Below are 12,376 nucleotides of genomic sequence, written 5' to 3'. Positions count from 1 at the left end.
CCTTTCTATTTTATGTTTGCCGCGATGGATCGCTCCTGTCGGAGGGTAGCTAGGGTTTCCGCCAAATCTCCTTGCAGATACAGGCTGCGTCCCCGCAGATGCTCCGGACTATGAGATGCCTCTCGATTAAGACATGCATAAAAGACGTTTTCGTTTTTGGCAGTAAGTTCCCAGAAGGGTAGTTTGATGATACTGGGTGTCATCTCACCCACGCCAAGTTCCAACAGCAGGACTTTTTTGTCGGACTGATCCATTATCCAGTGTCGCAGAAAGCTATGGTAGCGGTGCAGACTATCCTGCCAGAAGGTTCCCTCCAGGAAGGTATCATCTCGTACCCAGGGCACCAGCACCCGTCCGCAATCCGGGCAACGAGGAATAACTTCCTCCGGCAGGCGAACACCGTTCAGGCGGCTGGTCAGCTCCTTCACCAGCTCGCGGTTTTTCCAAATATCATCCCGGCAAGGCTGACTGCATTGGCAGTAGCTAAAGTCTCCCTGAAAGGCGCAAATTTGTTCCTGGGGAAATACCCGAAAAAACTGCTGATCCACATTGGTGGTCAGAACAAAAGCAGGTTTGTCCGCAATAAGTGCTTGCAGGTCCAGATAGGGCTGCCCAGTAGGGGCTTCCCACAGGAAGCGGATATATTGACTGTAATATCCCCACTGCTCTCCATAGCTGGAAAAGCAATGGTAGAATCCAGCCAGCGGGGAGGTGAAGCCATACTGTTCGCGAAAGGGAGCCAACGCCTCCGAAAGTGCCGGGGACCAATGGTAGTGGTCGTATCCAGCCGCGCTTGACAGGCCGGAGCCGCCTCCGATCACAACAGCATCTGCTTGATCAATACGCTCGGCAAGTTCCTGAAGCGTCGCTTGGTTTGCAACCCTCATCGATCGTTATCTCCGCTTTCCATGGTGTTCCGTGCATCCCGCAGCACTTGAGCAATGTCGGCCACAATGGTCATGCCCTTGTCCTCCAACTGCTTGGGCAGGAAGTCATACTTGTTGTTGACAGCAATATATCGAGCATGGGGAAAGCTGAGGGTCATGTTCCAGAAAGGCTCTTGGATAAACATGGGAGTCATTCGGCCCACGCCCAGCTCCAGGAACAGAATTTTGCTGTTTTTGTGTTCCAGTACGTAGCGAGAAATTTTTTCGTACTGTTCTTCATATTTCTTTCCTTGCAGAAAATTCCCATATCCTCGCACCCAGGGGAATGCCTCACCGCCACAGTGGGGGCACCGGGGAATGAGATTCGTAGGAATCTTCGTGTCATCCCCCATAGCGGCTACCATATCAGCCACCGGCTTTACCGCATCCCAAGTGTCATCGGTACAACAGGCGGCACACTGGAAGAAGCGGTGATCCCCCTGAATCTCTGCCACCTTCTCCTCCGGGTAGAGTTTGACAAACTGGGTATCCTGGTTGGTGGTGAGGATGAAGAAGTCCTTACCTTTCAGCAAAGCGTCTAAATCCAAATAGGAATGACGCACAGGTGCGGTCTGGGTGGTGTGAAGGAAGGTGGCAAGATACCCCCAATACTCTTCCCTTGTCTTCCAGGGGTGCATCATCCCTGCAAAAGCACCTTTGAAGTGGTACTTCTCGGCAAAAGGTCGGAAGTATTTACGGTAGGAGTCGTTGTCCTCGTAGTAAAAATCTCCGCCACCGGCAGCGGACAGGCCGGAGGCCCCGCCCACTACCACACAGTCAGCTTCCTTTACCTCCTGTACCAAACGATGGATCTGTTCGCTATACGGCAGCGGCTTTTTGTCAGTCAGCTGATAAGGCGTACTGCCGGAAGCATAGATAGGATAGTGCCTGGAATAATTCATCTGGGTCTGCATGACCAGATCATCATAGAAGTTCATTGTCACCATTCTTTTCAAGCGGGTGTTATTTTTATTCTTACTTCAAATCATTTTAGCATCCTCTTGCGTCACTGTCAATATGCTGTTATAATAAAAATAACATCAAAAAAGGAGATCAGTCCATGAAATATCCCACCCGCCTTAGCGATGCTGTTCATATACTGGCTTTTATCGCTCTGTACCCAGACTGCGACCTGACCAGTAACAAGCTGGCAGAGAGCATTCAGACGAATCCTGCCTATGTGCGCCAGCTCATGTCCGCCCTGCGGAAGGGTGGACTGCTGGTCAGCGTGAAGGGACATCCCCGACCTGCTCTGGCTCGTGAGCCGGAGAAAATCACTCTGCTGGATGCCTATCGGGCAGTAGAGGGCGACAAGCCCCTGCTCCATCAGGACATCCACACCAACCCTGCTTGTGGCGTGGGTGTAAATATCCAACTGGTGCTGCGGGATTTTTACTTGGACATTCAAAAAACAGCGGAACAAAGAATGCAAGGAATCACGCTGAAAGATGTGCTGGAACAATATCACATGAAGTTAGAAGGGATGCTCTTGCAGCGTTTATGACAGATTGATTTTCAGAAACTCTTCCATAAAAAACGGTCAAGAATTGCTGCCCTATATACAAAAAAGCCGCCGAGGACACCTCCACAATGGGAAGAGTCCTCGACGGTATTCGTTTATCAAGTGTGCTGCGGTCTGAGAACGTCCTTCTGTACAGCTTTCTATCCGCATCAACGATATTTTCGGAGGGGCGGTACAAAAATATTCAGATTGATCGGCTTTGCGATAAAGGGATGCTATTTTGCAACAGCCCCAAAATCAGCTTTTTCTTAATTACAGCTGGCCCATAGCATGCTTTGCAGCCAGCATACCAAAGGTGTAGCAACGACCCAGAGACAGACCGGTCTGGTGGAACGGATAGTCCGCGCCGCCGTAGAACACACCGCCTACGTTGCCGACGCAGTACAGGCCGTCGATGACGTTGCCGTCAGCATCCAGAGCCTGACCGTTGGCGTTGGTGTTCACGCCGCTGTCGATGGAGGACACGCGGATGTGCTTGCGGATGCCCCAGAAGGGAGCGGTGACGATCTTGTGCATGTAAGCGCTCTTCTTACCGAAGTCCACGTCAGTGCCCTTGTCGCACAGCTCGTTGTAGCGGTCGATGGTCTTCTGCAGCTCGTCTGCAGGCACGCCCAGCAGACCGGCCAGCTCTTCGATGGTGTCGGCCTTGTAGGTATCGATGAGGTTGGTGAACACGCCCTGCGGGTTCTCCACGGCACCGGGGATGTACTTGGTCATCACCTGCTCGGGAATGGGGCCGTTGGCGTAGCTCATGTAGTCGTTATCGTAGATCTGGCAGTACCAGCCCAGAGAACCGTCCGGATGGTTTGCATCCACGTTGTTGCCGTTGAACTTGGGCACATACTTGGTGATGTTGCCCATGTAGACAAAGCCGGTGTCCTCGTTGCAGAAGCGCTTGCCCTCCATGTTGACGTACAGGAACGGTTCCTCGTACATCAGGCCGGAGTCGAAGTCGTGCATCATCTTGGTGTGGCCAAGATTTTCCATCTTTGCACCTGCATCGATGGCCATGATGTGGCCGTCGCCGGTCTTCTGATACTGCTTCTTGTCGAAGCCGTCCACATCGGGGCACCAGCGCTTGACCATGGCCTCGTTGTTCATGTAGTCGCCGGTGGCCAGAATGACGCCCTTGGAAGCGTTGAACTGGATGTACTTGCCGTTTTCGTCCTTTGCGATAACGCCGGTCACCTTGCCGTTCTCATGCACCAGCTTGACAGCGGGGGTGTTGAAGAAGGTCTCCAGATTGGAGTTCTTGGCCTGCACGTTCTCCAGCACAGTGGCCAGCACGTCGCCCACGTTCTTGGGCTTGGGGCCGATCCACGGAGCAAAGAAGTAGCAGTGCTCATCGCCGAAGTCGTAGGTGTCCATGCGGTCCTTCCACACGCCGGTCAGATCCTGGCTGGTGCACATGTAGGCGAAGATCTCCTTCTCGTCGTTGTGCAGCAGGTCGGAGGGGTTCTTGTTGCTGTCCACGAGGCTGCCGTCGCCGTACTCGGTCTGGTCGGTCAGGCCGGCGCGGTTCAGGTACCACATCAGGGCCTCTTCGGAGTTCTCGACGTAGGCGTTCAGCAGGCTGGTATCAGCGCGCCAGTCGCACAGGCCGTTGGTCATGTGCACCCACATCTTCTTGCCCGCGTCGGTGGACTTGGACTTGATGATGGCGGAACCGCAGTTGCCCTGGCTGACCACGATGCTCTGCTTCTGCAGCAGAGCCACATGGCCGCCCAGCTCGGCAGCCCAGCCTGCGGCGGGCACACCGGCAGCACCGGCACCCACGACGACCACGTCAAAGTCCTTGGTCTCGTCGGGGGTGATGTCGCCCAGCTCGCACACAGAGGACTCCACTTCCTCCACGCTCAGGCCGTCGGGGACAACGGTCTCGGCCTTATTGGCCTCGGTGGGGGCAACTGCCACGCCCTTGGCCTGATTGATGCAGCTCTCGGCAGCCTTCCGGATGGCGTCGGAGGTGATGGTTGCGCCGGAGTGGCCGTCCACCTCGCTGGACTGTGCGTCCAGGATCTTCTTGACCATCTCATCGGCGATGTCGGCACCGTAGCCCTTGGTCTCGTTTGCAACGTCGATCTGCACATCGGTGATGGCGTCAGCGCTGAATGTCATGGTCACGGTGACGGGGGTGGTGGTGTTGATGCCGGTAGCGGTGGCGCTGTAGGTGCCTGCAGTGTAGGTGCCTGCGGCGGCGCTGCTGGAAGCGCCGCTGTTGCCGCAGCCTGCCAGCAGACCGGCAGCTGCTGCGCCCAGCGTAGCGGTGCGCAGGAAGTTGCGGCGAGAGATCTTTTCGCTCATAGTGTGTTCTCCTCTTTCTTCTCAATCGTGTACTCTGTCAGAGCAGCAAAGCCGGAAGTCCGACTTTGTTACTTGCTAAACAAAGTTTACACGTTAGAGCAGCGCGAAGGTCAAGGGTCATTTTGACAAAAATATCACGAGAATTTGTCTGATATAACAAATTCTCGTGATATTGCAATTTTATGTATATATTTTTGTCCGTGTCAGATGGTAATTCACGATGCTCCCATCGGGCTGTTCCCGGCTAGCAGTGATGCTGCTGAAGGTCTCGCCCACCGCACGGAAACCGCGCTGCACGATCTCCGCATGCAGGTCGTCCAGCGAGTCCCACCCAAAGGACCCGCGATAATCCTTTTTCCAAATGGTCGTCAGATAGTCTCCGCCACACACCACCTCCACATGCTTTGTGTGCTTCAGCCCCAGCCTGCGGGCGGCATCGGCCTCAATCATAAGGCCGTAGTCGTACTCGTTGCGTCCCACCCGAAACTGCTCCATCACCCGCCGGGGCAGGCGGCTCACCCAGCGGGTCGCAGGCATACATTCCAGCCATTCAGCCTTTTCCTGCTGCAATTCTTTATCCCGGTCTGCTGCTTCTTCCTGTGAGAAGGTCAGTCGCCACATTTCCGGGAAATTCTGCACCCAGATGCGCCCAGCATTCTGTTCCAGTGTGCGGTACTGCTCCCGCTTGTGTTCCAAAAAACGGATGGCCAGTTCGTCCAGCACCTGCCTGCGCCGCAGCTGGGCGATCTGATGGTTGAACATGGCGTCGCTCTGCTCCACCGTGGGTGCGCCGATCAGCTCCCGGCATTCTTCCAGCGAGAGCTCTGCCGCCCGCAGTTCCCTGCACAGGTTGAACCGCCGGGTATCAGTGACTGTATAGTAACGGTAGCCGGTATCCTCGTTAACCTCGGGGTGGATCAGGCCCATTTTTTCATAGTAGCGCAAAGTATGGGTTGTGACACCAAGCAGAGATGCCATCTCACTGATGGTATAGCGCATAACAGTAAGCTCCTTTCCGGGCAGCAGAACCTTAGAGCTGCTCGAATGTTATTTTTCTATCCATCCTTATTATATCGTATCCGTGCACCGTTTCAAGTAAAAAAACTTTGCCGTTCTCCGCCGGAAAATACCGGGCAGCAAAAACAGGGCGTTGACTTGGATGCCGTGACCGGCAGAGAGTAGGACTGCGTTTTAACAGAATAAATCCAACATCTTAAACCTGCTGCACAAACAAAAATCCGCCGAGGATGCCTCCCAACTGGGAAAGCTCCTCGGCGGTATTCGTTTATCGGGTATGCTGCGGTCGGAGATTGCTCTTGTCCTCCGCAAAAAACAACTCCACATTTTTCTGTGCTTTCATCAATTGTTGCATCTCATTCCGTACTTTGCGGTAGGCATCATATTGATGCCGTTTGATTCTTACGCCTGTTCGTATAAAAATAGGAGCTGTCACATTGCAACAGCTCCTTCTTTGTTTAAACTCAGTGGGTGGTGCCCATGTTCACAGCGATGTCGCTGTCACTTTCCACAATGGCTTCCACAGCCTTTTCCAGACCGCGTGCGATCTGGTGCAGATCCATGCTGGGGGTGCCCAGCGGCTTATTCACGACCTGCTCCATGGCGTAAGGCACATGGATGAAGCCGCCGCGCACGCCGGGGAACTTCTTGTCGATGAGGTACAGCAGGGTGTACATCAGGTAGTTGCACACATAGGAGCCTGCAGTGTAGGACAGGGCAGCCGGAATGCCGGCATCCTTCATCTTCTGTACCATGGCCTTCACAGGCAAGGAAGTGAAGTATGCGGTCTCGCCGTCCTCGCGGATGGTCACATCCACGGGCTGGTAACCGGCGTTATCCGGGATGCGGCCATCCATGATATTGATGCCCACCTTCTCCGGGGTGATGGCGGAACGGCCACCTGCCTGACCGATGCAGATGACCACATCGGGCTTCGAGGCGTTCATGGCAGCTTCCAGCACTTCACCGGCGCGGCCAAACTCGGTAGGAACTTCCTGCTTTATGATCTGGGCACCGGCAATGGTGTCGGGCAGCAGCTTCACAGCTTCAAAAGCAGGGTTGACGGACTCGCCGCCAAAGGGATCAAAACCAGTAATCAGGATTTTCATAATGAATTACCTTCTTTCTCAGATATAAATGGATGGCTCTAGAACGGTCAGTTGTCCGTGATCCATGATCATGCGGTTGTCCACATAGATGTTGGGGTCATGGGTGACCAGATCGAAGTGTCCGGTAGCATCCTGCACACCGCCAAGGGCGATGTTGCGTCCAAAACCAATGTGGAAGGTGCCGTAAGTGGATTCGTCCTCAATATAGCAGTTGCCGTCGCAGTGGGAGTGGGTGTTCAGCCCGATGCCGAACTCTGCGGCCACCACCATATCTTCAGGGTCCTTGAAACGTTGCAGAAACTGTTTGAGCCGTCTGCCGCTCTCGTTATCCTCAATGTCCACGATCTTGCCGTGCTGCAGCTCCACCCGCACCGGGCTGGATACCACGCCGATGTAGCCCATGGAACCATCCAGGATCAGGGTGCCGCTGGTCTCGGTCTCCACCGGGGCCACATACACCTCCACGCTGGAGGATGCCAGACCGTTGCCGTCGCGGCAGCAGCCGTTGAAGAAACCGGGAGTGCGCCCTTCAATGGTAAAATCCAGATTCGTGCCAAGGTCGGTTGTCACATGGATCTTACTGGCATTCTGGTAGCAGTTCATAATGATGCTGGCCATAATGCGGCTTTTGGGCAGGCTCATGTTCAAAAAGTCGTAGCTCAGCAGCGACTGGCCGTTATTTGTGCTCAGCGGCAGCGAGAGAAACCTGTGCCGCCGCTGCACCACCCGCTTGACCGCCCGCGTAGTGATCAGCGAATATTCCGTTGCACCGATCACGGCATCGTAGGGGTCAAAAGCGTCCTCGCGTTCATCAAAGTACTGGCCCACCTGTTCATGCAGGTCGTCCAGCAACAAAACCTCAGCGGTGGCCCCCACCGCTTTAGCAGTTGTCTGCATGGCCTGCACTTCTGCGGCATAATTCAGGCTGGATACGATCAAAAGACGTTCTCTTGTACGGAGCCGGACCCAGTCTTTGACAATAATGTTGGCACCGTGCTGAATTGCTTGTTCCATTCAATCACTCGATCTAATTTTAAAAACTACAGGTTACAGCGGGACAGACGATCACTTCAGCATGATCATCACAACGATCTGGACGACCAGCATGATGATCGCAACAGGCACCTGATTTTTGATAACGCCCATGGGCTTCTTCATGTCCAGCAGAGCGACAGGCACGGTGTTAAAGTTTGCAGCCATCGGGGTGCACAGGGTGCCGCAGAAGCCGCAGGTCAGGGCCAGCATACCAATAACGGTGGGGTTTGCACCGTGTGCCAGAACGAACGGATAGCCAATGCCCACGGTCATAACAGTGATGGCAGCGTAGGCGTTGCCCATGATCATGGTGAACAGCATCATGCCAATGGCGTACACCACAATACCGGCGTTCACATTGCCCTCCGGGACGATGTGGCTGACGATGTCAGAAATCACGTCACCGACACCAGCCTTGGTGAAGATGGCGCCCAGACACGCCAGCAGCATGGGCAGCATGGACAAGGGACCGACGGTGGACAGCATACGTTCGGAATCGTTCAGGAAGGTGGAGGGCTTGTTCTCCTTGTTCATGATCATCAGCAGGATGACGGATACCAGCACGCCGATGGCAACGCCGTTCAGAGCAGACAGGCCGATGCCCAGACCGGTGATGGCGCAGATAACAGCCATCACGCCGATGCTCAGGGTAGGAGCAAAGATCTTCATGCCGATCTTCTCATAGGCAGCCTCGGTCTCAGCCTTGGTAGCAGCAGAGACGGCACCCTTCTTCACCTTCTTGAAGATGGCGGGCAGGCACATGACAACGACCAGAATACCACTTACCAGAGCGGGCAGCCAGCGGCCCAGTGCGATCACAACGCCCAGAACAGCCCAGAAAATAAAGGTGCCCACTGGCTCGGAGTTCTCTTTGTCCTTCAGGTTCTTCACGCCACAGTTGATGCACAGCAGGCCGATAATGATGTAGATGACTTCCATCACCTTATTGGCGAGGGTGACATCAGCACTTGTAAAAAAGCTCATTCTTCTGTCCTCCCTTATTTATAATACTTCTGAACCATCTTGCGGTCCTTGATGATGTAGAACACGATCGTAACGGCGGTAGCAATGATGCACACCGGCACTTCAATGGCAGCCAGCGGGGCCAGCTCCACTTCAATGCCCAAGCCGGCCAGGGTGCTCTGCACCAGCAGTGCGCCGGAGCCGCCCACAAACAGTACCTGACCAAAGAACCAGGTCACGTTCTCCATGCCGGAAGCCATGCCCTTCAGCTCCTCAACATGATCCTCGTTCGGTTCATAGCCCCGCGCCACAATGGCGCCTTCCGCCATAGGCATGATCACCGGGCGGACAAAGCCGGCCACGCCGCCAAAGCCCACATTGAAGGCGGCAAAGACCGCACGCATAACACCGTAAATGCCAATGACCAGACCGGAGGTCGCGCCCTTGAACTTGCCGATCAGAGCCGCAGCTGCCTCACGCAGGCCGTTGCGCTCCAGAGTGCCAGTGACCAGCATGATAATAATAAAAATTGCCATGCTGCGGTTGGCCACAAAGGTGCTACCAAGGGTCTCCAGCAGGGTGACAGGACCCAGACCGCCCACGATCGCAGTCACAACGGCTGCAGCCAGAATGACGAGAATGGAGTCCAGCTTCAGCGCAAAGCCGACGATGACGATGACAATGCCAAGTAATTTGAGTAGTTCCATAATTTCCTTCCTTTACAGAATTATATTTTCCCGGCGAAGAACGCCGAAAATACATGGATGTGTCTGATTTATGCGTTGACGAATGCCGCCAGCAGCACCGAGAAGCCCAGCGCCGTGAGCCACAGCGGCACAAGACGGCGGCGCAGATGGGCGGAAATATCGCATTTTTCCAGCACGCCGGAAGCCTTCATGGGCACTACGGTAGTGGTTTCAGGTACAGCGACCTCGCTGCCGTAGGGGTTTGTAGAGGTGAATTCACCCTTGCCAGTTTCGCCCGGACAAGTATACACGCCAAAATAGGAAGTAAGGATGCCGCCCTTTCCGGCTGCTGCCTTGCTCACGCGCACGCGCTCCACGGTGAATGCTTCCGCTTTGCGTTCTTCCACCAGCAGGTTTACCCGCATCATGTTCACAAGGTTCAGCACCGACGAAACGGCAATGAGCACATCAAAAATTAAAACTAGAATGAGCAGTGGATGCATAAGCGCTGCCTCCAAATCAGAACGAATGCAGCGCCACTCCACTTCGGATACAACTCTGCATCTTTATAGATTGTATTATTATATCATAACTGTGACGGAAAAGTAAACAAAAACGCTTATATTGTGGGGAAGTTGTATACAGATTGAACAGGGGCTGTTGCACAATCTACAACAAAAAGACCCGAGTTATTTGGCCAAAAGGTAACAGTCTTCTCGACGCTATCCGTTTATCGGATCTGCGTTTTCTCGGTGGTGTCCTTTTCCTCCGCAAAAAATCGCTCCACATTTTTCTGTGCCCGGACCAGTTCCTGCATCTCGTCCCGTGCTTTGCGGTAGTCCGTGTAGGCTGCTTTCTTCTTGGTCAGCAGTTCTGCAAACTCCGCATCCAACTCCTTGACCTTCGGCAGCTTCTGCAGTCCGGCTTCGTCAAAGGCAGCTTTCGCCGCCTTATGCAGAGTGATTTCCTCCCGGTGGGCTTCCAAAGACTTTTTACTGTACCCTGACTTGCGGTAGGCATCATAGGCTGGGCGGGTCTTGGCATAGTTGATGATGTGGGTTTTCAGGACGGCGATTTCGGCCAACCTCGTTTCCGCCGCCTTGATGAAATCGCCCATGGCATGATAGCGTTCCGTTGCCGCCGCTGCACGTTCCCGCAGTTCCTCGGCACTGCCGATTTTCTGCTCCTGTAAAAATAGCAGCGTCTTGGACATCTCCTTCAGGTTGAACTTGGTCGCCCACCTTTTGTAGCCGACACTTTTGCCCTCTGCCATTTTCCCCTGAATATCCACCAGCAACTGGAAGAGCTGCTCTTTGGCCTGCTTTTTCTGGTACGGTTGGTGCTTCGCCTTTTCCTCCAGCACCGCCTTGATTTCATCCTCACTGTACCCGGTGCCCAGCGTTCGGAACCGAATAAAGCGTTTCTGCCCCTTGCCCTTCACCACTGTGTGCTTGCCACGCTTTACCTCATAGCCCTGCTGTTCCAGCTTTTGCAAAAACATTTCGTAATCTCCCGGCTTTTCTGCAAGGATTGTATCGATGATTCCGCACAGGCGGTCACGGTTGCTCTCCTTAGGCGGGTAGACGATGCGCTTCTGCCGCTCCCGGTAGGGCTTTATTTCAATCACAGACAGGCTGTGTTCCAGGCAAATCAGGTCACTCAGCCGCTGCACGGCCAACCCCGACAGCAAAAAGTCCCGGAATTTACGGTTGCAGTCCAGAGCCGTAGAGTTATAGATAATGTGATTGTGAATATGCTCCCGGTCGGTGTGCGTAGCAACCAGAAAAGCATACTTGCCTTTTGTAAAGCGCATCGCCAACTCATAACCTACTTTGTTGGCTTCTTCAGCGGTGATTTCTCCGGATTTGAAGGACTGCCGAATTTGATATGCAATCACGTCACTTTTCTGTCTGCGCCCGGTAACAAGTTCGTACTGCCGCTTGGACAGCATAAATTCTTCATCTACAGTCAAGGGGCTGCATTTATAACTGCTTACAAGCTGCCCCTGCTCCGTTTTATCCGGGTTTTGTGCATAGTCGGTGCGGCTTTTCAAGCAAGCCGCAACAGACTTTCCCTTGTTTTTATGCAGCACAATCAGCCGTGTTGCTGCCACCTCAAACCACCCCCATAAAGAAAAAGCCGCCCGAAGGCGGCACATCATCCATCAGGATTGACGGAACAACTTTTCAAAATCAGCGGCACCGGCCAGATACATTGCCTGATATCGTACGCTTTCCAGCTCATTGCAGATCTCATCCAGCTGAAGATACTGCTTCCATGCTGCTTCGCCCACCATTTTCCGGTGTGCGTCTTCCGCTGCCAGTTTTTTCCGCAGGAGCTCATGATACCGTGCATTGCTTCCCAATTCATCCCGAAAAAGCGTTGCCTCACGGTCATTGAAATAATCCAGCATTTTATCTTTATCCATCGTTTCCTCCATTACAGTTCCGCAAGCCATTCGCTGAATCGCTCGACGGCTTCCACAATCGCCGTTCCTGCCACGATGAGCAAAAAGCACCCGAACTCTGCCACAAAAAGAATCAGGAACTGCGTCCATTCTCTACAATAAAGAGTATAAAGTCCGCAGCCAAAAATATACAGCATCGGCAGCGCAAGCACAAATGCCGACAGATTCAATGTCAATTTCAGCATCAGCGCAAGGAAAGCCGTAAGCAGCGAAAACGGAAGAATGACCATCTTAAAAATGAACCTCATATCGAGCACCTGCCTTTCGCCCTTATTATAAAGGTATCTCCGCATCCATTGCAAGGATGTCAATCGATATGTAATCCGCAGCTCCTCTCTGCGGAAAAA

The 12,376-nt window shown here is 53.7% G+C and carries 13 protein-coding genes; 1 reads left to right on the top strand and 12 read right to left on the bottom strand.

Annotated features, from left to right (window positions below):
* Positions 1 to 5: 5 nt before the first annotated feature.
* Together MTP39_RS04360 and MTP39_RS04355 are read right to left on the bottom strand one after the other, a co-directional pair.
* On the bottom strand, positions 6 to 887 hold the full coding sequence (locus MTP39_RS04360) for an NAD-dependent protein deacetylase, SIR2 family (RefSeq protein WP_249241583.1): 882 nt from the start codon (positions 885 to 887) through the stop codon (positions 6 to 8).
* Positions 884 to 1,864 (bottom strand): NAD-dependent protein deacetylase, encoded by a 981-nt coding sequence (locus MTP39_RS04355; RefSeq protein ID WP_249241582.1) that lies wholly within the window; start codon positions 1,862 to 1,864, stop codon positions 884 to 886. Before MTP39_RS04355 ends, MTP39_RS04360 begins: the two co-directional genes overlap by 4 nt.
* A 122-nt stretch (positions 1,865 to 1,986) precedes the next feature.
* Here MTP39_RS04355 and MTP39_RS04350 point away from each other — a divergent pair, with 122 nt between their 5' ends.
* Positions 1,987 to 2,430: an Rrf2 family transcriptional regulator gene (locus MTP39_RS04350; protein WP_249241581.1), complete on the top strand. Its 444-nt coding sequence runs from the start codon at positions 1,987 to 1,989 to the stop codon at positions 2,428 to 2,430.
* Positions 2,431 to 2,700: 270 nt separating this feature from the next.
* Here the strand turns inward: MTP39_RS04350 and MTP39_RS04345 are convergent, their stop codons facing one another.
* From MTP39_RS04345 to MTP39_RS04300, 10 genes are all read right to left on the bottom strand, one after another.
* A complete protein-coding gene (locus MTP39_RS04345) occupies positions 2,701 to 4,752 on the bottom strand; it encodes an FAD-binding protein (protein WP_249241580.1) in 2,052 nt (683 codons plus the stop codon).
* Between the two features lie 180 nt (positions 4,753 to 4,932).
* A complete protein-coding gene (locus tag MTP39_RS04340) occupies positions 4,933 to 5,751 on the bottom strand; it encodes a MerR family transcriptional regulator (RefSeq protein WP_249241579.1) in 819 nt (272 codons plus the stop codon).
* A gap of 482 nt (positions 5,752 to 6,233) precedes the next feature.
* Positions 6,234 to 6,878, bottom strand: coding sequence for a pyroglutamyl-peptidase I (pcp, locus tag MTP39_RS04335; protein WP_249241578.1), 645 nt, complete (start codon positions 6,876 to 6,878; stop codon positions 6,234 to 6,236).
* An 18-nt stretch (positions 6,879 to 6,896) separates the two neighbouring features.
* Positions 6,897 to 7,892 (bottom strand): aminopeptidase, encoded by a 996-nt coding sequence (locus MTP39_RS04330; RefSeq protein WP_249241577.1) that lies wholly within the window; start codon positions 7,890 to 7,892, stop codon positions 6,897 to 6,899.
* A 51-nt stretch (positions 7,893 to 7,943) separates the two neighbouring features.
* A complete protein-coding gene (locus MTP39_RS04325) occupies positions 7,944 to 8,897 on the bottom strand; it encodes a DUF979 domain-containing protein (RefSeq protein WP_249241576.1) in 954 nt (317 codons plus the stop codon).
* Between the two features lie 14 nt (positions 8,898 to 8,911).
* Positions 8,912 to 9,583: a 5-oxoproline transporter, DUF969 family subunit gene (locus MTP39_RS04320; RefSeq protein ID WP_249241575.1), complete on the bottom strand. Its 672-nt coding sequence runs from the start codon at positions 9,581 to 9,583 to the stop codon at positions 8,912 to 8,914.
* 68 nt (positions 9,584 to 9,651) lie between these two features.
* The gene (locus MTP39_RS04315; RefSeq protein ID WP_249241574.1) at positions 9,652 to 10,065 is read right to left on the bottom strand and encodes a hypothetical protein; all 414 of its coding nucleotides are present in this window, start codon (positions 10,063 to 10,065) and stop codon (positions 9,652 to 9,654) included.
* Positions 10,066 to 10,292: 227 nt separating this feature from the next.
* Complete coding sequence (locus tag MTP39_RS04310) at positions 10,293 to 11,675, bottom strand: relaxase/mobilization nuclease domain-containing protein (protein WP_249241573.1); 1,383 nt, start codon at positions 11,673 to 11,675, stop codon at positions 10,293 to 10,295.
* A 51-nt stretch (positions 11,676 to 11,726) separates the two neighbouring features.
* Positions 11,727 to 11,990, bottom strand: a complete 264-nt coding sequence (locus tag MTP39_RS04305) for a hypothetical protein (RefSeq protein ID WP_249241572.1) — start codon at positions 11,988 to 11,990, stop codon at positions 11,727 to 11,729.
* Between the two features lie 11 nt (positions 11,991 to 12,001).
* The gene (locus MTP39_RS04300; RefSeq protein ID WP_249241571.1) at positions 12,002 to 12,277 is read right to left on the bottom strand and encodes a hypothetical protein; all 276 of its coding nucleotides are present in this window, start codon (positions 12,275 to 12,277) and stop codon (positions 12,002 to 12,004) included.
* Positions 12,278 to 12,376: the final 99 nt, after the last annotated feature.

Source organism: Faecalibacterium sp. I3-3-33, assembly GCF_023347295.1.
GTDB lineage: Bacteria > Bacillota > Clostridia > Oscillospirales > Ruminococcaceae > Faecalibacterium.
This window is presented reverse-complemented; position numbering and strand designations above follow the sequence as displayed.

Bases quoted from the DNA above. Each gene is read 5' to 3' on its own strand.
- MTP39_RS04325 (WP_249241576.1), bottom strand. From the start codon at position 8,897: ATGAGCTTTTTTACAAGTGCTGATGTCACCCTCGCCAATAAGGTGATG.
- pcp (WP_249241578.1), bottom strand. From the start codon at position 6,878: ATGAAAATCCTGATTACTGGTTTTGATCCCTTTGGCGGCGAGTCCGTC.
- MTP39_RS04330 (WP_249241577.1), bottom strand. From the start codon at position 7,892: ATGGAACAAGCAATTCAGCACGGTGCCAACATTATTGTCAAAGACTGG.
- MTP39_RS04360 (WP_249241583.1), bottom strand. From the start codon at position 887: ATGAGGGTTGCAAACCAAGCGACGCTTCAGGAACTTGCCGAGCGTATT.
- MTP39_RS04345 (WP_249241580.1), bottom strand. From the start codon at position 4,752: ATGAGCGAAAAGATCTCTCGCCGCAACTTCCTGCGCACCGCTACGCTG.
- MTP39_RS04300 (WP_249241571.1), bottom strand. From the start codon at position 12,277: ATGAGGTTCATTTTTAAGATGGTCATTCTTCCGTTTTCGCTGCTTACG.
- MTP39_RS04305 (WP_249241572.1), bottom strand. From the start codon at position 11,990: ATGGATAAAGATAAAATGCTGGATTATTTCAATGACCGTGAGGCAACG.
- MTP39_RS04340 (WP_249241579.1), bottom strand. From the start codon at position 5,751: ATGCGCTATACCATCAGTGAGATGGCATCTCTGCTTGGTGTCACAACC.
- MTP39_RS04355 (WP_249241582.1), bottom strand. From the start codon at position 1,864: ATGAACTTCTATGATGATCTGGTCATGCAGACCCAGATGAATTATTCC.
- MTP39_RS04315 (WP_249241574.1), bottom strand. From the start codon at position 10,065: ATGCATCCACTGCTCATTCTAGTTTTAATTTTTGATGTGCTCATTGCC.
- MTP39_RS04320 (WP_249241575.1), bottom strand. From the start codon at position 9,583: ATGGAACTACTCAAATTACTTGGCATTGTCATCGTCATCGTCGGCTTT.
- MTP39_RS04350 (WP_249241581.1), top strand. From the start codon at position 1,987: ATGAAATATCCCACCCGCCTTAGCGATGCTGTTCATATACTGGCTTTT.